The 23,749-nt window shown below is 38.2% G+C and carries 16 protein-coding genes; 13 read left to right on the top strand and 3 right to left on the bottom strand.

The features are described from left to right. The first annotated feature begins 7 nt into the window (after positions 1–7). From sdhA to pgaD, 11 genes are all read left to right on the top strand, one after another. Complete coding sequence (gene sdhA, locus IRT38_RS14525; protein ID WP_026057405.1) at positions 8–1,903, top strand: succinate dehydrogenase flavoprotein subunit; 1,896 nt, start codon at positions 8–10, stop codon at positions 1,901–1,903. Positions 1,904–1,917: 14 nt separating this feature from the next. Continuing rightward, the gene (locus IRT38_RS14520) at positions 1,918–2,628 is read left to right on the top strand and encodes a succinate dehydrogenase iron-sulfur subunit (protein WP_004908354.1); all 711 of its coding nucleotides are present in this window, start codon (positions 1,918–1,920) and stop codon (positions 2,626–2,628) included. 709 nt (positions 2,629–3,337) lie between these two features. Next, positions 3,338–6,178 (top strand): 2-oxoglutarate dehydrogenase E1 component, encoded by a 2,841-nt coding sequence (locus IRT38_RS14515; RefSeq protein ID WP_004908351.1) that lies wholly within the window; start codon positions 3,338–3,340, stop codon positions 6,176–6,178. Next, positions 6,178–7,368: a 2-oxoglutarate dehydrogenase complex dihydrolipoyllysine-residue succinyltransferase gene (gene odhB / locus IRT38_RS14510; protein ID WP_004963584.1), complete on the top strand. Its 1,191-nt coding sequence runs from the start codon at positions 6,178–6,180 to the stop codon at positions 7,366–7,368. The genes IRT38_RS14515 and odhB overlap by 1 nt, the downstream gene beginning before the upstream one ends. Before the next feature lie 96 nt (positions 7,369–7,464). Continuing rightward, positions 7,465–8,898, top strand: a complete 1,434-nt coding sequence (gene lpdA, locus IRT38_RS14505; protein WP_099949023.1) for a dihydrolipoyl dehydrogenase — start codon at positions 7,465–7,467, stop codon at positions 8,896–8,898. 137 nt (positions 8,899–9,035) lie between these two features. Beyond that, positions 9,036–10,202, top strand: coding sequence for an ADP-forming succinate--CoA ligase subunit beta (sucC, locus tag IRT38_RS14500; RefSeq protein ID WP_004908344.1), 1,167 nt, complete (start codon positions 9,036–9,038; stop codon positions 10,200–10,202). Between the two features lie 14 nt (positions 10,203–10,216). After that, positions 10,217–11,107: a succinate--CoA ligase subunit alpha gene (gene sucD, locus IRT38_RS14495; protein ID WP_004908342.1), complete on the top strand. Its 891-nt coding sequence runs from the start codon at positions 10,217–10,219 to the stop codon at positions 11,105–11,107. 544 nt (positions 11,108–11,651) lie between these two features. After that, the gene (pgaA, locus tag IRT38_RS14490) at positions 11,652–14,114 is read left to right on the top strand and encodes a poly-beta-1,6 N-acetyl-D-glucosamine export porin PgaA (protein ID WP_194598088.1); all 2,463 of its coding nucleotides are present in this window, start codon (positions 11,652–11,654) and stop codon (positions 14,112–14,114) included. Continuing rightward, the gene (gene pgaB, locus IRT38_RS14485; RefSeq protein ID WP_194598087.1) at positions 14,114–15,949 is read left to right on the top strand and encodes a poly-beta-1,6-N-acetyl-D-glucosamine N-deacetylase PgaB; all 1,836 of its coding nucleotides are present in this window, start codon (positions 14,114–14,116) and stop codon (positions 15,947–15,949) included. The genes pgaA and pgaB overlap by 1 nt, the downstream gene beginning before the upstream one ends. A 2-nt stretch (positions 15,950–15,951) precedes the next feature. Continuing rightward, positions 15,952–17,226, top strand: a complete 1,275-nt coding sequence (gene pgaC / locus IRT38_RS14480; RefSeq protein WP_005402204.1) for a poly-beta-1,6-N-acetyl-D-glucosamine synthase — start codon at positions 15,952–15,954, stop codon at positions 17,224–17,226. Next, complete coding sequence (gene pgaD, locus IRT38_RS14475; protein ID WP_194598086.1) at positions 17,213–17,692, top strand: poly-beta-1,6-N-acetyl-D-glucosamine biosynthesis protein PgaD; 480 nt, start codon at positions 17,213–17,215, stop codon at positions 17,690–17,692. Before pgaC ends, pgaD begins: the two co-directional genes overlap by 14 nt. Before the next feature lie 41 nt (positions 17,693–17,733). Here pgaD and IRT38_RS14470 read toward each other — a convergent pair whose 3' ends face one another. The 3 genes from IRT38_RS14470 to trpS form a co-directional block, all read right to left on the bottom strand. Continuing rightward, positions 17,734–19,446 carry a flotillin family protein gene (locus IRT38_RS14470; RefSeq protein ID WP_125272758.1) on the bottom strand — a complete coding sequence of 571 codons (1,713 nt, stop codon included), beginning with the start codon at positions 19,444–19,446 and terminating at the stop codon, positions 17,734–17,736. Positions 19,447–19,480: 34 nt separating this feature from the next. Further along, the gene (locus IRT38_RS14465) at positions 19,481–20,125 is read right to left on the bottom strand and encodes a YqiJ family protein (protein WP_194598085.1); all 645 of its coding nucleotides are present in this window, start codon (positions 20,123–20,125) and stop codon (positions 19,481–19,483) included. 418 nt (positions 20,126–20,543) lie between these two features. Next, positions 20,544–21,557, bottom strand: a complete 1,014-nt coding sequence (gene trpS, locus IRT38_RS14460; protein WP_004908319.1) for a tryptophan--tRNA ligase — start codon at positions 21,555–21,557, stop codon at positions 20,544–20,546. 163 nt (positions 21,558–21,720) lie between these two features. Between trpS and IRT38_RS14455 the strand changes: the two genes are divergently transcribed. Further along, positions 21,721–22,644: a DUF808 domain-containing protein gene (locus IRT38_RS14455; RefSeq protein ID WP_125298176.1), complete on the top strand. Its 924-nt coding sequence runs from the start codon at positions 21,721–21,723 to the stop codon at positions 22,642–22,644. Between the two features lie 37 nt (positions 22,645–22,681). Next, positions 22,682–23,572 (top strand): neutral zinc metallopeptidase, encoded by an 891-nt coding sequence (locus IRT38_RS14450; RefSeq protein ID WP_194598084.1) that lies wholly within the window; start codon positions 22,682–22,684, stop codon positions 23,570–23,572. Positions 23,573–23,749 lie beyond the last annotated feature (177 nt).

The raw sequence follows: 23,749 nt of genomic DNA, 5'->3' as shown, positions 1-23,749 counted from the left end.
GGAAGAGATCATGGCAACTACCCCTAAAGAAAATTATTCAAATATTCAAACACTATCATTCGATTCAGTTATCGTTGGTGGTGGTGGTTCTGGTATGCGTGCTGCTTACCAACTTGCTCAAGCAGGTTTGAAAGTTGCTGTATTAACCAAAGTATTCCCAACACGTTCGCATACAGTTGCTGCTCAAGGTGGTATTGGTGCATCGTTAGGAAATATGCAAGAAGATAACTGGCATTATCATTTCTACGACACAGTAAAAGGTTCTGACTGGTTAGGCGACCAAGATGCGATTGAGTTTATGACTCGTGAAGCACCGAAAGTTGTTTATGAGTTAGAGCATTTAGGTATGCCGTTTGACCGTAACGAAGATGGTACGATTTATCAGCGTCCATTTGGTGGTCACTCTGCAAACTACGGTGAAAAAGCAGTTCCACGTGCTTGTGCTGCAGCTGACCGTACTGGTCATGCACTACTACACACGTTGTATCAAAGCAACGTAAAAATGGGTACTCAATTCTTTGTTGAATGGATTGCATTAGATCTAATTCGTAACGAAGAAGGTGATGTACTTGGTGTAACTGCAATTGATCAAGAAACAGGTAACATCGCAGTATTCCAAGCAAAAGCAACATTATTTGCTACAGGTGGTGCTGGCCGTGTTTACCGTGCATCTACCAACGCCTACATCAATACTGGTGATGGTTTGGGTATGGCTGCTCGTGCGGGTATTCCATTACAAGATATGGAATTCTGGCAATTCCACCCAACGGGTGTTGCGGGCGCTGGTGTATTGTTAACTGAGGGTTGTCGTGGTGAGGGTGGTATCCTTCGCAACAAAGACGGCGAACCATTCATGGAACGTTATGCACCGACTTTAAAAGACTTGGCTCCACGTGATTTCGTATCTCGTTCTATGGATCAGGAAATTAAAGAAGGTCGTGGTTGTGGTCCAAAAGGTGATTATATCCTATTAGATATGACACACTTGGGTGCTGATACAATCATGAAGCGTTTACCATCAGTATTTGAGATTGGTAAGAAATTCGCGAACGTTGACTGTACTAAAGAGCCAATTCCTGTAGTACCAACAATCCATTATCAAATGGGTGGTATTCCAACGAATATCCATGGTCAAGTTGTTGTACCTCATGGTGTTGAAGAGGGTGAATTCTCTGCTCACTATGATAAAGATACAAAACAATATACATATAAAGGCACACGTGATTATGTGAAACCAGTTAAAGGTTTCTATGCAATCGGTGAGTGCTCATGTGTATCTGTTCATGGCGCAAACCGTTTAGGTACTAACTCGTTGCTTGACCTTGTTGTATTTGGTAAAGCTGCTGGTGAACACATTATTGATTATGTGACTAAACACCATGGTGATGATTATGCTCCATTACCAAACGATGTGTTAGAAAACACATTGGCACGTGTACGTAAGTTGGATGAATCTACATCTGGCGAAAATGCGCAAGAAGTTGCTGATGTAATTCGTGACATCGTTCAAGATCATGCTGGTGTATTCCGTACACAAGCATTACTTGATAAAGGTGTTAAAGAAATTCTTGCGATCGAATCACGTGTTCGTAACATTCATTTAAAAGACAAATCTAAAGTATTCAATACTGCACGTATTGAAGCATTAGAAGTTGAAAACTTGTATGAAGTTGCTAAAGCAACCTTGATTTCTGCTGCTGCACGTAAAGAATGTCGTGGTGCGCATACCGTTGTTGATTATGAATTAGCTCCAGATCATCCGACTTACTCTTATGGTCGTCGTGATGATGAGTGGATGAAACATACGTTATGGTATTCTTCAGACAATCGTCTTGAATATAAACCAGTACGTTTCAATCCATTAACGGTTGAAGCTATTGAACCTAAACCACGTACATTCTAATCGGGAGAACAAAGATGAGTAGAGGTACTCGTACATTCGAAATCTACCGCTATGATCCTGATAAGGATAAAGCGCCATACATGCAAACTTTTAAGTTAGAGTTAACTGACAAGCACCGTATGTTGCTTGACGCGTTACTTGCATTAAAAGTTCAGGATGAAACATTAACATTCCGCCGTTCATGCCGTGAAGGTATTTGTGGTTCTGATGGTGTGAACATTAATGGTAAAAATGGTTTGGCATGTTTGTGGAACTTGAATGACTTGCCTGAAAAAATTGTAATTCGTCCTTTACCTGGTTTACCAGTTGTAAAAGACTTGGTTGTAGATATGAATCAATTCTACGATCAATACAATAAAATTCAGCCATTCTTGATCAACAATCAGCCAGCTCCTGCGAAAGAGCGTTTGCAGTCTCAAGCAGATCGTGAACATCTTGATGGTTTGTATGAATGTATTCTATGTGCATGTTGTTCAACTTCATGCCCATCGTTCTGGTGGAACCCTGACAAGTTCTTGGGACCATCTGCACTGTTAAATGCTTATCGTTTTATTATCGATTCGCGTGATACTGCTACTCAAGAGCGTTTGGCGCGTTTGGATGACCCATTCTCATTATTCCGTTGTAAAGGAATCATGAACTGTGTGTCTGTATGTCCAAAAGGGTTAAACCCAACTAAGGCAATTGGCCACATTCGTAATATGCTATTGGATCAAGCTGGTTAATTCGGTTTTCCTGTAGAAGAAACGGAAGTTTTGAAAAAAGCTTCCGTTTTTTATTTGCATCATAAAAGTATGTTTTGTGCTACAAGGATGTTGTTCTGCTTATTACTTATGTAGATAAAAAGAATTAGAAAAGTTGATCAATTGCTTTGCATTGATACGTTTTTGAGCACTGTGCTTAGAGTTTGTGCGAGATTTGTAGAAAATCTTTAACTTTGGTCGATAAGAGTGCAACTTTTTTTGAAAGGGCGCTATATTAGATTATAATTTGATGTGTGTATTTCGCTGATTTATGGATGGTATGTGTCAAAAAAATCAATCCAAGCTTGATAACATGTTAGGATTTCTGCCAACGACTGAAAGCAAATAATTAGGATATTCCTTAAGTTATACAGGAGATATTCACAAAAGATTTATGCAGATTATTCAGTCAAAGTCAATTTAGAAAAGTTAAAAATTTAGTTAATTTTTCTAAAATGATTTGCAAAAAATTGCTCGATGTCGTCGAGTATAAGAATGAGTTGCGCGCCTTGTTTATGGGTGCGTGACTGATTTGTTACATCAAAAGGAATACTCCTGATGTGTAGTGATAATGTCCTAAGGTTGGATGATCTTGGGTAGTAGTGTCTTGTTACCAATTCGATACTATGAATCATGGGTCTGCTTAAAAGGCAGCCTGTATTATTTTTTGCAATAGGAAATGGGTCCAAAAATGCAAGAAGTTGCTGACGCACTGCGTCTTGACACTGAACTTTCCGCTGATAGTGCAGCGTATATTGAAGAGCTTTACGAACAGTATCTAACATCTCCAACCTCAGTGTCAGAGGATTGGCGTGAATATTTCGACAAATATCCTAAAGGGGATCAACCACACGGTAGTGTGCGTGAACAATTCCTGCTTTTGGGTCGTAATTCAAGCCGAATTCAACCTGTAGTTCAAAGTGCTGTGAGCACAGAGCATGAGCGTCGTCAAATTGGTGTACTACAACTCATTGCTGCTTATCGTAACCGTGGTCATCAAAAAGCTAAACTCGATCCATTAGGTCTTGCGAAACGTGAAGACGTTCCTGACCTCGATTTATCTGCACATGGTTTAACAAAATCTGATCTTGATACTGTATTTAATACGGGTAATCTCGCGATTGGTAAAGCAGAAGCTACATTGTCGGAAATGATTGAGGCAATGGAAGCAATTTACTGTACCTCAATCGGTGCAGAATACATGCATATCGTCGACACTAAAGAAAAACGTTGGATTCAGCAGCGTTTGGAAGGTGCTCGTGGGAAATTTAATTTCTCAGCTGATCAGAAAAAAGGCTTTTTAGAGCGTTTGACTGCAGCAGAAGGCTTAGAAAAGTATTTAGGTACAAAATTCGTAGGTGCTAAGCGTTTTGGTGTGGAAGGCGGTGAGTCTTTTATTCCAATGATGAATGAGATCATTCAGCGTGCAGGTAGTGTTGGTTGTAAAGAAGTTGTGATTGGTATGCCACACCGTGGTCGTCTCAACGTTTTAGTCAACATTATGGGTAAAAACCCAGCCGATTTATTTGGTGAGTTTGAAGGAAAGAGCCTACACAAAAAAGGTTCTGGTGATGTTAAGTATCACCAAGGTTTCTCTTCAAATGTGATGACGCCTGGTGGTGAGGTTCACTTAGCATTAGCGTTTAACCCATCGCACTTAGAAATCGTTGGACCAGTAGTCGAAGGTTCGGTACGTGCTCGTCAAGTACGTCGTAAAGATATTGGTGGTGACGATGTTCTTCCTGTGATTGTTCACGGTGATGCGGCATTTGCAGGTCAAGGTGTTAACCAAGAAACCTTCCAAATGTCACAAACACGTGGTTATACAGTTGGCGGTACAGTTCATATCGTTATTAATAACCAAGTTGGTTTCACGACTTCAGATCCGCGCGATACACGTTCTACAGAATACTGTACTGACGTAGCAAAAATGATTCAGTCACCAATTTTCCATGTGAATGGTGATGATCCTGAAGCTGTAATTTTTGCAACACAACTTGCACATGATTTCCGTCATGAATTCCGCAAAGACGTTGTGATCGATTTGTTCTGTTACCGTCGTCGTGGTCATAACGAAGCAGATGAACCATCTGCAACTCAACCGTTGATGTATCAAGTGATTAATAAAAAAGCGACTACACGTACGCTTTATGCTGATCAATTGGTTCAAGAGAAAGTACTTGATCGTGCAAGCGCTGATCAAATGGTTGAAGGTTATCGTTCTGATTTAGAAGCGGGCAACCATGTTGCTAATGCATTAGTACGTGAACCAAACAAAAAAATGTTTGTGGATTGGACACCATATCTAGGTCATGAATATACAGATGTTTGGGATACGAGCTTTAACATTGATCGCTTAAAAGAACTTGGCAAAACAATGAATACATTACCTGAAGGTTTTGTATTACAACGCCAAGTACAAAAAGTTATTGATGATCGTATTAAAATGCAAACAGGTGAAATGCCACTGAACTGGGGTGCTGCTGAAACATTAGCGTATGCATCTTTGCTTGACGATGGCTTTTTAGTACGTATTACGGGTGAAGACGTTGGTCGTGGTACATTCTCTCACCGCCATGCGAAACTACATAACCAAGTTGATGGTTCTGTTTACATCCCATTGTGTCACATTAAAGAAAATCAGCCACGTGTTGCGGTGTATGACTCTTTATTATCAGAAGAAGCTGTACTTGCTTTTGAATATGGTTATGCAACCACTCTACCGAAGAGCTTGATCGTTTGGGAAGCACAATTTGGTGACTTTGCAAACTGTGCGCAAGTCGTGATTGACCAATTCATTGCTTCTGGTGAAACCAAGTGGGAGCGCGTATGTGGTTTAACTATGTTGTTACCACATGGTTATGAAGGTCAGGGTCCTGAGCATTCATCTGCACGTTTAGAGCGTTTCTTACAATTGTGTGCTGAAGACAATATGCAAGTATTGACTCCTACAACACCAGCACAGATTTTCCATGCTTTACGTCGTCAAGCGGTTCGTCCTATTCGTAAGCCAATGATTGTGATGTCACCAAAGTCATTGCTACGTCATAAATTAGCGACTTCAACTTTAGATGAATTAGCAAATGGTTCATTCCAAACAGTGATTGATGAAGTCGATCAAATCAACAAAGCTGACGTTACTCGTTTAGTTCTTTGTGGTGGTAAGGTTTATTACGATTTACTCGAAAAACGTCGTGAGCTTGGTTTAAACCATATTGCGATTGTTCGTATTGAACAGTTATATCCATATCCAGAACAGCGTCTAGCTGAAGTTATGGCTCAATATCCAAACATTCAGGAACTTGTTTGGGCGCAAGAAGAACCTAAGAACCAAGGCGCTTGGTTATTTATCGTTCCTCGTTTGTATGAAGACGTTCTTAAATCTGGTAAACAAATTCGTATTAGCTATGCTGGACGTGAAGCATCTGCCGCACCTGCTTGTGGCTCACCGTACTTGCATGCAAAACAACAAGCTCAGCTCGTCAATGACGCACTTGCAATTGAAGCTGAACAATCAGGAGATTCTAAATAATGGCAACCGAAATTAAAGCACCGGTATTCCCAGAGTCAGTTGCTGACGGTACGATCGCAACTTGGCATAAAAAAGTAGGTGAACCTGTATCACGTGATGAAGTGATCTGTGACATTGAAACCGATAAAGTTGTTTTAGAAGTGGTTGCTCCAGCCGATGGTAGCTTAGTCGCGATCATCAAAGGTGAAGGCGATACAGTTCTTTCTGATGAAGTAATTGCTCAATTTGAAGCTGGTGCTGTATCTGCGGCTGCTCCTGAAGCTGCTGCACCAGTAGCTGCGGCTCCTGTGGCATCTGCTCCAGCTGCGGCTGCATCAACTCAAGCTGTTGATCAAAACCAAGCCCCTGCTGTTCGTAAAGCATTATCTGAAACAGGTATCAATGCTGCTGACGTACAAGGTACTGGTCGTGGTGGTCGTATCACTAAAGAAGACGTTGCAAATCATAAACCAGCTGCTTCAGTTCAGCCGTTAAGCGTTGCTGTAGGTGAACGTATCGAGAAACGTGTTCCAATGACACGTTTACGTAAGCGTGTTGCTGAGCGTTTATTGGCGGCTACACAACAAACTGCAATGTTAACAACATTCAATGAAGTTAACATGAAGCCGATCATGGAAATGCGTAAGCAATATAAAGATGCTTTCGAAAAACGCCATGGTGCTCGTTTAGGTTTCATGTCTTTCTTTGTTAAAGCAGCAACAGAAGCTTTAAAACGCTATCCAGCTGTAAATGCGTCGATTGATGGTGATGATATTGTTTATCACGGTTTCTATGACATCGGTGTAGCAGTTTCTTCTGATCGTGGCTTAGTTGTGCCAATCCTTCGTGATACTGATCGTATGAACTATGCTGAAGTAGAAGGTGGTATTGCTGCATATGCTGCTAAAGCACGTGAAGGAAAATTATCGATCGAAGAAATGACTGGTGGTACATTCACTATTACTAATGGTGGTACTTTCGGTTCATTACTTTCAACACCTATTTTAAACCAGCCACAAACAGCGATTCTTGGTATGCATAAAATCCAAGAACGTCCTATGGCGGTAAATGGACAAGTTGAAATCTTGCCAATGATGTACTTAGCGCTTTCATATGACCACCGTCTAATTGATGGTAAAGAAGCAGTAGGTTTCTTAGTAACAATTAAAGAATTGTTAGAAGAGCCAGCTAAACTTATTCTTGACCTATAACTTATTATTTAAAAATCATCCCTAACTTTTCTTTAATTAAGAAAGTTCAATCCCCTTAATCAAAAGGGGATTTAGGGAGATTGATTGGAGATAAAAATGTCTCAACAGTTTGATCTTGTTGTTATTGGCGGTGGACCTGGTGGTTATGAAGCAGCAATCCGTGCTGCGCAACTAGGTTTTAAAGTTGCATGTATCGAAAAACGTATTCATAACGGTAAACCATCTTTGGGTGGTACATGTTTGAACGTAGGTTGTATCCCTTCTAAAGCGTTGCTTGACTCTTCTCATCGTTACGAAGCAACAGTTCATGAACTTGCTGAACACGGTATCACGACTGGTGAAGTTAAATTTGATTTGGATACTTTGTTAGCTCGTAAAGACAAAGTTGTTGATCAATTGACTGGTGGTGTTGCTCAATTACTTAAAGGTAATGGTATCGAGTGGTTACAAGGTACTGGTAAATTACTTGCTGGTAAAAAAGTTGAATTCACGCCATTTGAAGGTGAAGTACAAGTTTTAGAACCTAAGTATGTCATTCTTGCGACTGGTTCAGTACCTGTAAATATCCCTGTAGCTCCTGTTGATGAAGATTTGATTGTTGATTCAACTGGTGCATTGAAATTCCCAGAAGTTCCAAAACGTCTTGGTGTTATTGGTGCAGGTGTTATCGGTTTAGAGTTAGGCTCGGTATGGCGTCGTCTTGGTTCGGAAGTTGTTGTATTTGAAGCATTAGATGCTTTCCTGCCAATGGCTGATAAAGCACTTTCTAAAGAATTTCAAAAAATCTTGAAGAAACAAGGTTTAGATATTCGTATTGGTGCAAAAGTTTCTGGTACAGAAGTTAATGGTCGTGAAGTGACTGTTAAATATAACCAAGCTGGTGAAGATAAAGAGCAAGTATTTGACAAATTAATCGTTTGTGTAGGTCGTAAAGCTTATGCAGAAGGTCTATTGGCAGAAGATTCAGGCATTAAACTCACTGAACGTGGTTTAGTTGATGTAAATGATCAGTGCCAAACATCTGTTGAAGGCGTTTATGCAATCGGTGACTTAGTTCGTGGTCCAATGCTTGCTCATAAAGCAATGGAAGAAGGCGTGATGGCTGTTGAGCGTATCCATGGTCATGCTGCTCAAGTAAATTATGACACTATTATTAGTGTTATTTACACGCATCCAGAAGCTGCTTGGGTTGGTTTAACTGAAGAACAAGCTGCTGAAAAAGGTCACGAAGTTAAAGCAGGCCAATTCCCGTTTGCGGTCAATGGTCGTGCATTAGCTGCTGGTGATACAGCTGGTTTTGTTAAATTTGTTGCTGACGCAAAAACGGATCGTCTTTTGGGTATGCACGTTGTCGGTCCTAATGCATCAGACATCGTTCATCAGGGTATGATCGCACTTGAGTTTGTTTCTTCTGTTGAAGATTTACAGTTGATGACTTTTGGTCATCCAACGTTCTCTGAAGTTGTACATGAAGCTGCACTTTCAGTTGATGGTCGTGCAATCCACGCGATTCAACGTAAGCGCAAATAAAAACAAAAAGTGTGGTTCGCCACACTTTTTTGAATGAAGACGATTGGTTTATAAGACAGTCGTCGTCTCATAATGTAGTGTCCTAGTGTTAAGAATATCTAGGTCGCGTCACAATAAACAACGTAGTAGGTAATTAAATGAACTTACATGAGTATCAAGCTAAAGCGTTATTAAAAAAATATGGCATGCCAGTACAAGAAGGTATTTTGGCAACAAATGCAGATGAAGCAGTAGCTGCGTTTGAACAGCTTGGTGGTAAATTCGCGGTAATGAAAGCGCAAGTACATGCTGGTGGTCGTGGTAAGGCTGGTGGCGTAAAAGTTGCAAAATCAAAAGAAGATGTTATCGAATTTGCTAACAATATTATTGGTACTCGTCTTGTAACGTATCAAACAGATGCAAATGGTCAGCCTGTTAACAGCATTATTGTTGCAGAAGATGTCTATCCAGTTGAGCGTGAGCTTTACTTAGGCGCGGTTGTAGATCGTTCTAGCCGTCGTATTACTTTCATGGCTTCTACCGAAGGTGGTGTAGAAATCGAGAAAGTTGCTGAAGAAACACCTGAAAAAATTATTAAAGTTGAAGTTGATCCATTAGTAGGTTTACAACCATTCCAAGCACGTGAAGTTGCATTTGCTCTTGGTTTGAAAGATAAACAAATCGGTCAATTTGTTAAAATTATGTCTGCTGCTTACCAAGCATTTGTAGAAAATGATTTTGCTTTATTTGAAATCAACCCACTTTCAGTTCGTGAAAATGGCGAAATTTTATGTGTAGACGCGAAAGTAGGTATTGACTCTAACGCGCTTTATCGTTTGCCAGAAGTTGCAGCTTTGCGTGATAAATCTCAAGAAAATGAGCGTGAATTAAAAGCATCTGAATTTGACCTTAACTATGTTGCTTTAGAAGGTAACATCGGTTGTATGGTGAATGGTGCTGGTCTTGCAATGGCAACGATGGACATCATCAAGCTTTATGGTGGTCAACCTGCTAACTTCCTAGATGTTGGTGGCGGTGCGACTAAAGAGCGTGTAATCGAAGCATTCAAAATTATTCTTGCTGATACTTCTGTACAAGGTGTTTTAATCAACATCTTTGGTGGTATCGTTCGTTGTGACATGATTGCTGAAGCAATTATTGCAGCAGTTCAAGAAGTAAACGTAACTGTACCAGTTGTTGTTCGCTTAGAAGGTAACAATGCTGAGCTAGGTGCGAAATTGCTTGATGAATCTGGTTTGAAATTAATTTCTGCAAACGGTTTATCTGATGCTGCAGAAAAAATTGTTGCTGCAGTTAAAGCGTAAGGGGAGTATCAATCATGAGCGTATTAATTAATAAAGACACTAAAGTATTGGTACAAGGTTTTACTGGTAAAAACGGTACTTTCCACTCTGCACAAGCTTTAGACTACGGTACAAAAGTTGTTGGTGGTGTTACGCCAGGTAAAGGTGGAACAACACACCTTGACCTTCCTGTATTCAATACAATGAAAGATGCTGTACGTGAAACTGGTGCTGATGCATCTGTTATTTATGTTCCAGCTCCGTTTGTATTAGATTCTATTGTTGAAGCGGTTGATTCAGGCGTTGGTCTTATTGTTGTGATCACTGAAGGTGTTCCAACAATCGATATGCTTAAAGCAAAACGCTATTTAGAAACTAACGGTAATGGTACTCGTTTAGTTGGTCCTAACTGCCCAGGCGTGATCACTCCAGGTGAATGTAAGATCGGTATTATGCCTGGTCACATCCACCAACCTGGTCGTATTGGTATTATCTCGCGTTCAGGTACATTGACTTATGAAGCGGTTGCTCAAACAACTAAGCTTGGTTTAGGTCAATCTACTTGTATCGGTATCGGTGGTGACCCAATCCCAGGTATGAACCAAATCGATGCATTGAAATTATTCCAAGACGATCCTGATACTGATGCAATCATCATGATTGGTGAGATCGGTGGTACTGCAGAAGAGGAAGCTGCTGAATTTATTCAATCGAATGTAACTAAGCCAGTTGTTGGTTACATCGCTGGTGTAACTGCGCCTAAAGGTAAACGTATGGGTCATGCTGGTGCGATTATCTCTGGTGGTAAAGGTACAGCAGAAGAGAAATTTGCTGCATTCGAAAAAGCAGGTATGGCTTACACTCGTAGCCCAGCTGAACTTGGCTCAACAATGATGCAAGTGCTGAAAGAGAAAGGTTTAGCGTAATACGTTAGATTTATTTATCTTGAAAAAACCCAATGGTGACATTGGGTTTTTTTATGAGTGTAATATTGTGACAAAATACGTGCAAGATGCCGAAGAAATCATATAAATAAATCTGATGGATATAATTAAATGGTTGTAATAGATAAAAATATAACTTTTCATATTATGTTTAGGTTTTATTTTTTTGAAAAAGCTTAATTAAAATATTAAAAATGAGTTTTAAATATTATCTGTTTTTAATTTATACAGAACGATCTTTATTATACAGGTCGTTCTTTCTTTTTAAGTTTTATTTAATAAAATGTTTATCTAAATTGTTTTTCGTTTTTTTAAGTTTTTCGTATGGAAAATTAAATTTTATTTTATTTTTATATTGTTTTTGAATAAGTTTAATTATTACATATGCTTATATTAATTTTTATTTTAAACTTTGGTATAATTTTATATTTAAATTTAATTTAGAGTAAAATTTTTTAATTTATTGTTGTGGTTATTTTTTTATTAAATTATTATTTATAATAAATATTAAATAATGAGGAATAATATGATTAAAATAAAATTATTTATTCCTGTGCATTGTGTATCTCTTTTTGCTTTATTGTGTTGTGGAAGCGCTGTTTATTCAAATCCGATTGATCAACAGAGGGAGTACGCTGTTCAATTAATCCAGAAAGGAGAGGTTGATCATGGGTTACTTGATTTAAAGAAATTATTAGTTTTGTATCCTAAAGACCAAAAATTAATTGCGGATTATTTTGTACTTTCGTATGGAAGAAATACGCTTCATGCGACTGAGTTGATTACCTGTATAGAAAATATACAAATAGAAGTATTTCCAATTTATGCGCAGACCAGTGTCGTGAAAACCTTAAGAGATGCCAGACAATATTCTTTGGCTAAAAAGATGATTACAGGGTTTAGAGCTCATAATCCTCAAATGGGGTGGAACGTATGGTTAGCAACGATAGCTGCTGAAACAAAGCAAAATCAGGAAGCTCAAACCATATTAAAACAAGTAGATATGCAGCAATTAAATGCAGAAGAACTAGTGCTGTTATCGTATACCTATCGATTAGTGGGAATCCCTATCCAAGCATTGCAAGCCGCAAATGCTGCTTTTGATAAGAAAAAAAATCAATTTTCTCAAGAGGAATATTTATTAGCACTGAATGATAACGGAAATTATAATGTGGCAGATGAATATATAATGCGTTCTGTCTTATTTCATACTCATCCTGATTTAGTGATCAGAATTAAACTCAGTCAATTCGCCACTCAAATCAAAAATGCAGTACTTGCTTATAAAACTGCTCAACAAGAAAGCAAATATGCAGATGCATATGTTGAATTAGACCAAGTGCTTGCTGAAATGGAATCGTATAAACCCATAGTAAATGGTTATCCTCATTGGCAAAAAAGCTTTTATGCTGATTACATCTATGCTTTAGCGAAACGTAAGCGTTACACTGATATATTAACTACTTTACAGAGTATTAGTATTCCACTAGATCTTTGGCCAACTTATACACGTCATGCAATTGCAGATGCGTATTTAGCGACCAATCAACCTGAACAAGCAGAGCAAGTTTATTTGTCATTATTTAATGAAAAGAACTATGCTGATTATGATGTTTATTCAGCCTTATATTATGCGTATTTAGAACAAGAAAAATTTGAAGAAGCAAATAACTTGATTGATGAAATGGAACATCAATTAAGACGTTATCAATATAGCCAAGTAAAAGGTGTAGATCGTACAACTCATGAAGATTGGGAACAATATTTAAGTTTAAAAGGGTTAAATCTTGCTTATCGGAATGAGCTAGAAAAAGCCGAACAGTATTTTGAAAATTTGGTTTCAATCGCACCACGTAATATTGGTTATCAAAATAATCTGGCTTTGATTCAACGTTGGAGGCAAAAACCATTAACAGCGAAACTAAGTTTAGAACAATGGAATGGTTTGGATGAAGTCAGCCAAATGACGGAAATCAACCAAATGAATAATGCGCAAGCTCTGGGAAATATTTCATATTGGAGAGAATTAAATAAAAAGCTTTTACAAACGGCTGCTGACGATACAGGTGTACAACTGAGTTATAAAGAGTTGAAGGATCGTGATCGGTGGAGTGTAGAACATCACAGTTATTTTTCAAGGAATAAGTCTAACGATGATCGTCTATTAAATAGTTTACGAGGATCAAACGAACAGAGTTTCTGGACGCGTTTAAATAGTCCTTGGTTTAATGATTATTATCGTATCTTTGTTGAGCATCAATATCGAAAAGCACGGTATAAAAATAAGAAATTAGACGATGCTCGGGTAGGGCTGGGACTGGAATGGTCTTCAAATAGAAAAACAGCCAATATTCTATTGTCCGAAAGAATGGATCAAGATCGACTTGGTGTTAGATTGGATTGGTCGCATTGGTTAAATGATCATTGGGCATACAACTTCTCAGTCGATTCTGATGCTGATATACCATTACAAGCGATTGCCCAAAAGCACAAAGGGCAATCTTATGTAGCTGCGATGAATTGGCAAGCTAATGAGTCTCGAAAAGCAGGTATTCAATATCAAGCGATAGATATTGATGATGGAAATTTACGACAAGCGTATCAGGCATATTTCAGTCAGCAATTTTTTCAATCACCACAACACACAAGCAAAGCGACTGTTACTGGATATTACGGAAGAAATAAAGCTGTGCAAGTTGATTATTTTAACCCTGTATCTAGTCATAGCATCGAGTTAAATCTGCAACATGATTGGTTGACATGGCGTGAATATGAGCGTGACTTTAAACAGCATTTTGAGCTGACTCTGGGTACTTTTAAGCAAAAAGATTTTGCTCATCAGCCCGTTTATAACTTTTTGTATCGCCATGATTGGCGAATTTCACGTGTTTGGTATCTAAATTATGGCGTAGGGTGGGGATCCCATCCTTATGATGGTGAGCACGAAGACAAAACATATGCCATTTTGGGCTTCGAAGGACGGTTCTAATGAATATAAAATCTCCTTTCTGCTTATTGGTGTGTATAAGTGCAATGTCATTCAATCTGTTTGCACAACCTATCGATAAGGCAGTTTCCGAATCCGCACAAACGAGCTCTAAAGCTAATCAATTTGTGACGCTGACATTTCATGATGTTCGTGATGATGTCGCAGCAAAAGGTGATCGTGATTATTATGCGATTAGCAGTCAAAATTTTGCGCAATTGTTACAATGGATTAAAGATAATGAATGGCAACCGATACGATTAGAGGATGTTTGGCAAGCGCGTAATGCAGGAAAAGCTCTTCCTGAGAGAGCGTTGTTATTAACCGTTGATGATGGTGTATCGAGTGCATACACACATATTTTTCCATTATTAAAACTACATAAAATCCCTGCTGTATTTGCAATACCAACCAGTTGGATTAACGGCAATACCAAAGATGCTATTGAGGCATATGGTACAAGTAATTTGATGACATGGCAGCAAATGCGAGAAATGCAAGCTTCGGGCTTGGTGGAGTTTGGATCTCATAGTGACAATTTACATTACGGTATTGCCGCAAACCCTCAAACAAATCTAGAGTTTGCAGCAATTACTCGGCAATATTTTCCGCAGTCTGAAAGTTATGAGACTGATGAAGCCTTTAGACGTCGAGTCTTGAACGACTTGCAACAATCTAAGCAAATTTTAGATAAAGAGCTAGGTACTAATACTCGCGCAATCTTTTGGCCATATGGAGCTGTGACCAAAGAAACCGAGGAATTGGCGAGTATGGTGGGTTTACCGTTGTCATTTAGCCTAGGTAGTGAGTTAAACACAGCAGATTTATTTGGGACTTATCAACGTGCTTTGATCATTGATAATCCAATACCAGCTCAAATTTACGCTGAAATGCAAAATTTTGTATTGGATCGTCATGCACCTTATAAGCAACGTAAGAGTTTTCTGCGTTTTAATTTAGCTGAACTGGTAAAAGATAATGGAAATTCTGAACAGCGATTAGGTCAATTATTGGATCAGGTTGGAGCTTTTAAGTCGAATAATTTATTGCTGACCGTTGTTGAAGATCAGAATGATGATGGAAAAATTGATGTTGCTTATTTTCCTAATCGTAGTTTACCGATGAAAGCGGATTTATTAAATCGGGTGGTCTGGCAAGCACGTACACGGATTGCAAATAAAGTTTATGCAGAACTTCCTCTGAGTTTAGAAACTCAACAAGGTTACGACTTGTCAGAGTTAATTGCAGATTTAGTCAAAAATAATAGTTCCATCACGGGTTTGATGATTGAAACAGATGACACATTACACTGTGCAATTAGTCAACGAGATTGGGATCACATTTGTCAGAAGAAAATCGATGATGTATTGGCGATCAAAAATAAGACTAAATTGAAAGCAAATTATTACGTCAATGTCAGTACAAATTATCAGACAGCACTAAAATTTAGTTACAAGGGAGCCCAGTGGGGTGGGCTACAAAAGTTACTGCAGTTGATTCCTGATCATGCTGATTTTCTGTATATCGCTTTAGATTCGAATCAATCAAAAAATAATATAAATGAGCTAGATAAAGTTTTATCGACTTTAACTGAACGTGAAAAACAACATTTGATCATTAGTTTGCAGATCAATAATCAAGCTTCTTCATATGATTGGAAAAAATATCAGCAAATTTATCAGCAATTAAAACGACAAGGTGTTCAAAAAATTGGTGTAGATAATTATCAGCTTTCTTATGGGGCTACGATTCATCAATATCTTTATCGTGAGTTGAGCTTAAATGGTAGTCCGCTCAGCTATCGCAATCCTTATGTGTTGAAACAAGGAGGGCGCTAATTATGGAATTTTTTTCAGATATTTCTTTAAGCGACTTATTTTTTGGATTTGCATTTTTATTTCCTTTATTAATGGCTTGGCTTTGGATGGCGGGTGGAATTTGGTTTTATTTCAAACGTGAATTTCGGCAAACGGTTTTCCCTGAACCTAGTCAAGAAAGTTGTAGCATTATCATTCCTTGTTTTAATGAAGAAGAACAAATTCGAGAAACCATCAAGTTCGCTATGCAAAGCCAATATCCTGATTTTGAGGTGATTGCTATAAATGATGGAAGTACGGATAAAACCGCAGAGATTTTAGATGAACTTGCGTTGCACTATCCAAAACTACGTGTGGTGCATTTGGCAGAAAATCAGGGCAAAGCATATGCCTTGAGAGCAGGTGCGATGGTCAGCCAGCATGAGTTTCTAATTTGCATTGATGGCGATGCTTTACTGCATCCTCATGCCGTTTTTTGGATGATGAATCATCTAACACACTATCCGAGAGTCGGTGCAGTAACAGGTAATCCACGCATTATTAACCGTTCCAGTGTATTGGGCAAAATTCAAGTAGGTGAGTTCTCTTCAATCATTGGATTGATTAAACGTGCACAACGTACTTATGGGCGGATTTTTACGGTATCAGGGGTGATTGCAGGTTTTAGAAAAACAGCACTAGATCGAATTGGTTATTGGCGTGATGACATGATCACAGAAGATATTGATGTCTCATGGCGGCTCCAGTTCGATCATTGGGACTTACAGTATGTACCAAAAGCACTTTGTTATATCTATATGCCTGAAACCTTTAAAGGATTGTGGCAACAACGCCTACGTTGGGCGCAAGGTGGTATCGAAGTCTTATTTGCTTATGTACCGAAGTTATTTAAATGGCGTTTAAGACGCATGTGGCCAGTCGTTTTTGAAGCAATTATCAGCGTGATTTGGGTTTATGTAATGACTGCTATCATTCTTCTTTATGTGATTGGATTATTTATAGAATTACCTGAACAATGGGCGGTTACTACCGTATTGCCTAACTGGTATGGGATTGTTTTAGGTACGACCTGCCTTATACAGTTTTTAGTGAGTTTGATGATCGATCGCCAATATGACAATAGTCGAACCTTACGGACATATTTTTGGGTTATCTGGTATCCATTATTTTTCTGGGTATTAATGACCATCACAACCGCGATCGCATTGCCAAAAACCATATTTAAAAAACCAAAACGTGCACGTTGGGTAAGTCCTGATCGTGGATTTAGAGAGGGGCAAGATCATGTCAAACTTTAAAATGGTCTATGACCTTACACAATTGGAAATTCCTGAGTACATTGATGAACCTCGTTATGTCAGAAACAAAACGGCTGGATATGGATTGTTTTTTTTAGGCTGGTTGCTTTGGATATGGATTTTTATGCCATTAATCACTGCATTATTATGGATTTTCCAAGGTTTCAGTGCATATGAACAATTATTCGTGATGAATATACCAGAGCAATCGATTGATATCCTTTATTTAATTATTTCTATCATGTTGTTTATCCTGACTTTAATTATTTGGGCGATCTACAATTGGTTTCGTTTTTATAATAAAGAAAGAAGATCCTTTCCGAAAAATATTTCTGTAGATCAATTAGCACTGAGTTTCGAGTTAAATACTGAACAAATGAATGCCTTAAGAGATGCTAAGAATGTCACCCTGCATTATGATCAGGAAGGAAGGTTAACCAATTTTGAGCTGGCTGAAAAACAATAAAAAACGCGGTCAAGACCGCGTTTATCTTTTACCTGTTCTTATCAATCTAATTTATTTTGAGATTTTAAAGTGTTGGTAAGGCCGTTAATATCACCACCTTGTAGGCCTAATTCATTCATTAAGCTATCGATCAAAGGCGCTTGAGAACGGTAGCGTAGGGCACTATTCACAACCTGATCAGACAAAGATGTTTGACCATTTTCAGTGGTTTCACCAGATGCATGACCACCAGCAAAACCATTTAAACCATTCACCTGTAGAATCTTGATATCGTCAATATTCTCCATTGGTTTAACGCTTTCACGAATAATATCTGGTAAATGTTTGAGTAAGGCTAAACGAACTTGCATCTCTACTTGCTCTGCAGAAAGAACATTGGCTGCCTCATTCACTGCACGTGTACCTTCAGCATCTACTTGATATTGCTTTTCGAGAGCTTGTGCGAGAAGCACCTTAGCATCAGCTTCACCTTTTGCTTTTAAGCGTATCTTTTCGGCTTCAGCTTCTGCAGCAATTCGAACAGCTTCTGCTTCATCTGCTGCAGCTTTTTTACCTGCATCAGCTGCCACAGTAATCGCAATCGCTTCTTTTTCAGCAGTTTGTTTGGCTGCTACAAGCTCGACAGCTTTTTGACGTTCTGCTCTTTGAGTTTCTCGCACCGTGACGACTTCTTCTTCAGCTTTTACAGCCTCAGCTCTGGCTTTGTCAGCTTGAGCTTTAGCTTCAGATTCGGCACGTGATTTTTCAGCGATAGCAATTGCACGATCTTGCTCTGCGAGTTCGATAGTTTTTTTCTGTTCAACTTGTGCTTTTTGAATAAGTTGAGCTTTTTGGATATTTTCGTTTTCTACATCACGAGCAGAAGCGATACGTTTAAGTTCAACTTCACGTTCAGCAGCAATACGAGCTTCTTCGGCTTCACGCTTTTTACCTGCTTCTTGAGAAGCAATTTCAGCATGTTGTTCTGCTTTACGAATGGAAATTTCGCGTTCTTGTTGCAGTTTTGCATATTCTTCTTCACGAGAAATCTCAAGGCGCGCACGCTCTGCTTCAAGATTTTTAGCACGAATCGCTAAATCAGCATCCTGTTCAATATCATTACGCTTCTTACGACGGTCTTCGATTGTTTCTGTAAGTTTAGTTAAGCCTTCAGCATCAAAAGCATTTTGTGGATTGAAATATTCAAAACCAGTTTGATCTAAACCTGTCAATGAAACGGTTTCAAGTTCTAAACCGTTTTTAGATAAATCTTCAGAAACCACCTGTTGAACTTTTTGTACAAAGTCGACACGCTTCTCATGTAGTTCTTCCATTGCCATTTCCGCGGCTACAGCACGTAAAGAGTCGACAAATTTACCTTCGACTAAATCTTTTAACTCCTGTGGAGACATGGTTTTCCGACCTAAGGTTTGTGCTGCAGTCGCAATGGATTCACCTGTAGGTTTAACGCGAACGTAGAATTCTGCCATTACATCTACACGCATACGGTCACGTGTAATCAAAGCTTGGTCAGCTGCACGTTTTACTTCTAGACGCAATGTGTTCATATTGACGGGGATGATTTCATGCAATACAGGAAGCACAATCGCACCTCCATTCAAGATGACTTTTTCTCCACCGAAACCAGTTCTTACGAATGAAACTTCTTTGCTTGAACGAGTATATAAACGAGCAATGACGATACCGATAAATATCAGTGCTGCGAAAATTACACCTGTAATAATTAAAATTTCAGTCAATGCTGAATTGAACATTAAAACACCCTCATATCATTTATATTAAGAAAAATTAAGCGGAAATAGCCTGAAAGCCAATTTTGGTTCTTTGAGTTAAAATCACATCTTGACCTTGAGTAAAAACAACATCTAATTCTGGTTCCACTAAAACATAGTGCATTTGTCCAAATTGATCTTTCACTTTTGCTTGGGCAGGAGAATTAGGCTTTGCCTCACCCAATATAATTTTGGCAGTACGACCAATCAGATCATCACTATGAATTGCAGTTGTTTCATCTTTAGGAATAATTTTGGAAATGAGTTTTGCTGCAACACGAACGAGTGGCATACATAGAAAAAGACAGGCAGGTGCAATGATCCAAGCAGATAGATAGTGTTCAGTAAAATTGAAAAAAACATCTTGAATAATTAAACCAGTGAGTGCATAAACAGTTAGGAAAATAATCAACCAAACTAGTAAAGGTACTTTTCCAAGATACAGCCATTCTAAAAACTGAGTGAAAAGGTTATCTGCATGATCCATTGAAACATCAGCGTGATCAACGTCAGTCAAACTATCGGGAAGAAATTGATCGATGAAGCTGCTGCTTCCCCCAAACATTAATAAAATCAATTCCAATACACCTATACATAGACATAGCAATAAAGAAACGCTAAAAACAATGTTGGAAGGGTGTATTAATAAATCCCATATCATTTGTATATACTCTTTTTTCTTTTGGAAAAATTTTTTTAAAAAAATTATAAAAACTAATTATTTATAAGATTAATTGTATCGAGCATAAAATTCAATCAAATTCCAAGCTAAATATTTAAAGCAAAAAAAAACGCAATGATTGGGGTTGTCATTGCGTTGAACAACGAATCTGTAAAACAGTTTCGGTTGAAAGGAGAAATGTCATGAGATTAGTGTTATCTAACCTACTTGGCTATACTAATAAAAAACTTGACTGTGTTCATAGGTATTCGTGTTAACGAGTGTTATCAAGTGTTAATAAGTGACAAAATTTGTTAGTTATTGGGTTCGGGTTAAAGTTCCTAAAATAAACTTAAATCAAAAGCTTAAATAAAAATAGCCCAAAAAATGGGCTGTTTTTATGGTAAAAGTATTGTAATTAGAATTTAAATAAACCTAATCCACTTTTTACTTCATCTAAAGTTTGTTGCGTGATATCTCGACATTTGTCAGTACCATGCTTAAGAATATCCATAATATAGTCTGGATCTTTTTCAAGTTCAGCACGACGTTCACGTATTGGAGTGATGAGTTCCTTTAGAATACCTTCTAAGCGTTTTTTAACTGTACCATCACCTAAACCACCACGACGATAATGTGCTTTTAATTCTTCAACTTCTTCTTTGTTTGGATCAAATGCATCTAAATAAGTGAATACGATATTTCCTTCAACTTGACCTGGATCTTCAATACGCAAGTGATTTGGATCGGTGTACATCGCATTGACAGCTTTTTTAATGTCTTTATCAGAAGCATTTAAAACAATAGTATTACCTAAAGACTTTGACATTTTTGCCTTACCATCAAATCCAGGTAAACGTCCCATGTTCGATAATAATGCTTTGCATTCAGGTAGGAGGTCATGTCCAATTTGACGATTTACACGACGAACAATTTCATTGGTTTGTTCAATCATTGGAATTTGGTCTTCACCTACTGGTACAACCGTTGCTTTAAATGCCGTAATATCCGCTGCTTGAGCAACTGGATAGCATAAAAAACCAGCAGGAATATCACGCTCAAAACCGCGCATCTGAATTTCAGATTTAATTGTTGGATTACGTTCTAAGCGAGCAACCGTAACGAAGTTGAGGTAAAGCATGGTCAGCTCATTAAGGGCTGGTAAACATGATTGAACGCAAATCGTTGTTTTAGTTGGATCAATTCCAACGGCAAGATAATCTAAAGCAACTTGAAGAATATTATTTCGTACTTTATCAGGATTATCTGCGTTATCAGTCAAAGCTTGAGCGTCAGCAAGTAATAAGTGTTGATGATGACTGTCTTGTAAACCAACACGAGAACGCAATGAACCGACAAAATGACCTAAATGAAGTTGTCCAGTAGGGCGGTCGCCAGTCAAAATGATTGGACGTTGATCAGCATTACTCATGATATGTTCCAAGATTCAGTGATTTCATAAATATAAAATTGACCTTATTGTACGGGAAATAAAAAAATTTCGTCAGCGATTGAACAAACTTTTATGAAAATAATGTTGTGAATTTATTGAGTAAATCTACAATAGCGAGATAAATACAAACTAGGAAATAAAAATGGCGAGTGGTTTATTACTATTACTTGATGATATTGCAACGATTTTAGATGACGTTGCTGTAATGAGTAAAATGGCAGCAAAAAAAACAGCTGGCGTATTGGGTGATGATTTAGCTTTAAACGCTCAACAGGTGAGTGGTGTTCGCTCTGACCGAGAATTACCAGTTGTATGGAGCGTAGCAAAAGGCTCATTTGTTAATAAACTCATTCTTGTTCCATTAGCATTGTTAATTAGCGTAGTTGCACCTTGGCTTATTAATCCATTATTGATGATTGGTGGTCTGTTTCTTTGTTATGAAGGTGTAGAAAAAGTAGTACACATGCTACATCACAAAAAAGCAAAAACTGCTGAAGAAGCAAGTGCTGATCTAGAAGCAATAGAGGTTGATTTAGCAAAATTTGAAAAAGAAAAAGTCAAAGGTGCAATACGTACAGATTTTATTCTATCTGCTGAAATTGTTGTGATTTCGTTGGGTACTGTTGCGACAGCTGCATTTATGACTAAAGTATCTGTATTGAGTGTTATTGCGATTGGCATGACAATTGGTGTTTATGGTTTTGTAGCGATGATTGTCAAAATTGATGATTTAGGGTTGTATTTAACTCAACAAGCTTCAGAATTTAAAAATAAAGTAGGTCGTGGTTTACTGGCTTTTGCTCCGATTCTGATGAAAACATTATCTGTCGTTGGTACAGTAGCAATGTTTTTAGTCGGTGGTGGCATCATTACACACACGATTCCTTTATTACACCATTTTACGGAAGAAACTGTTGATCATTTGGAGTTAATCCCAAGTTTTGGTTCAATCATTGGTGCATTAACACCAACATTAATTAACTTGGGTATTGGATTTATCGCGGGTGCTATTGTATTAATTGTTGTCGGGCTAATACAAAAAGTTTGGTCAAAAGCATCTAAATAAAAAGAAACCGTCATCATTATAATAAAGAGAGGTAGTCATGCGTTGGAAAGGGCGTCGTGTAAGTACCAATGTGGAAGATCGTCGTGGTGGTGGCGGTGTTAAAGCTGGTGGTATTAGTATCATCGGTTTAGTGGTTGCATTTATTGCTTGGAAGTTTTTTGGTGTTGATCCTCAGCAAGCTTACCAAGCAACACAAGCTGTTACCACTGAAACAACATCAACAGCCGAAGCACCGCAAAATCTGACTTTAGAACAAAAAGAAGCAAGTGAGTTTGTGGGTACGGTATTAGCTGATACAGAAGATACATGGACGCCAATTTTTCAACAATTAGGCATGACTTATAAGCCACCTCGACTAGTTTTATTTAGTGGGGTAGTGAAGTCAGGTTGCGGTACTGCGCAATCGGCAATGGGTCCCTTTTATTGCCCAGCAGACCAAAAGGTTTATATCGATACTTCTTTCTTTAAAGATATGCGCCAACAAATGGGTATTTCTGGTGAGCAAAATCAAACAGAATTGTCACGTCAAGATCAAGCTGGGGATTTTGCACAAGCTTATGTCATAGCACATGAGGTTGGACATCATATTCAGAACCTACTTGGTATCTCAGGAAAAGTGCAGCAGGCTCGTGCGCAATCCAGCCAAGTAGAAGGAAATCAACTTTCAGTTCGCTTAGAACTTCAAGCAGATTGTTTCGCTGGTATTTGGGCGAATCAAAATCAACAAAGAACACAATTTCTCGAACAGGGTGATATCGCAGAGGCAATGGATGCTGCTGAAAAAATTGGTGATGATTACTTACAAAGAAGAGCAACAGGTCAAGTTGTACCAGATAGCTTTACTCATGGTACAAGCGAACAACGTATGCAATGGTTTGAGTTGGGATACACCACAGGTGATATCAATCAATGTAATACTTTTAAATAGTCTGAATTTTATTGATTGTTGATTTTCATACGAAATGTATACCGATATATCGTTTCGCTCGATTAAAGTAACTATGTTTAGCTGATGAAGTAATTTCCTAGCTAAACTATAAGGTTTAGAAAAAGAAAGAAAAAAGAAATGAACTTCTGATAAAGTAATGCCTTATGCATTTATATT

Source organism: Acinetobacter sp. SK-43 (assembly GCF_015351505.1).
Taxonomy (GTDB): Bacteria; Pseudomonadota; Gammaproteobacteria; order Pseudomonadales; family Moraxellaceae; genus Acinetobacter; species Acinetobacter junii.
Note: the sequence above shows the minus strand (reverse complement) of the source record. Positions and strands in the feature narration are given on the sequence as shown.

What these genes read in the sequence shown, in the direction of transcription:
- IRT38_RS14520 (WP_004908354.1), top strand. Translation starts at nt 1,918, where the DNA reads ATGAGTAGAGGTACTCGTACATTCGAAATCTACCGCTATGATCCTGAT.
- IRT38_RS14515 (WP_004908351.1), top strand. Translation starts at nt 3,338, where the DNA reads ATGCAAGAAGTTGCTGACGCACTGCGTCTTGACACTGAACTTTCCGCT.
- odhB (WP_004963584.1), top strand. Translation starts at nt 6,178, where the DNA reads ATGGCAACCGAAATTAAAGCACCGGTATTCCCAGAGTCAGTTGCTGAC.
- lpdA (WP_099949023.1), top strand. Translation starts at nt 7,465, where the DNA reads ATGTCTCAACAGTTTGATCTTGTTGTTATTGGCGGTGGACCTGGTGGT.
- sucC (WP_004908344.1), top strand. Translation starts at nt 9,036, where the DNA reads ATGAACTTACATGAGTATCAAGCTAAAGCGTTATTAAAAAAATATGGC.
- sucD (WP_004908342.1), top strand. Translation starts at nt 10,217, where the DNA reads ATGAGCGTATTAATTAATAAAGACACTAAAGTATTGGTACAAGGTTTT.
- pgaA (WP_194598088.1), top strand. Translation starts at nt 11,652, where the DNA reads ATGATTAAAATAAAATTATTTATTCCTGTGCATTGTGTATCTCTTTTT.
- pgaB (WP_194598087.1), top strand. Translation starts at nt 14,114, where the DNA reads ATGAATATAAAATCTCCTTTCTGCTTATTGGTGTGTATAAGTGCAATG.
- pgaC (WP_005402204.1), top strand. Translation starts at nt 15,952, where the DNA reads ATGGAATTTTTTTCAGATATTTCTTTAAGCGACTTATTTTTTGGATTT.
- pgaD (WP_194598086.1), top strand. Translation starts at nt 17,213, where the DNA reads ATGTCAAACTTTAAAATGGTCTATGACCTTACACAATTGGAAATTCCT.
- IRT38_RS14470 (WP_125272758.1), bottom strand. Translation starts at nt 19,446, where the DNA reads ATGTTCAATTCAGCATTGACTGAAATTTTAATTATTACAGGTGTAATT.
- IRT38_RS14465 (WP_194598085.1), bottom strand. Translation starts at nt 20,125, where the DNA reads ATGATATGGGATTTATTAATACACCCTTCCAACATTGTTTTTAGCGTT.
- trpS (WP_004908319.1), bottom strand. Translation starts at nt 21,557, where the DNA reads ATGAGTAATGCTGATCAACGTCCAATCATTTTGACTGGCGACCGCCCT.
- IRT38_RS14455 (WP_125298176.1), top strand. Translation starts at nt 21,721, where the DNA reads ATGGCGAGTGGTTTATTACTATTACTTGATGATATTGCAACGATTTTA.
- IRT38_RS14450 (WP_194598084.1), top strand. Translation starts at nt 22,682, where the DNA reads ATGCGTTGGAAAGGGCGTCGTGTAAGTACCAATGTGGAAGATCGTCGT.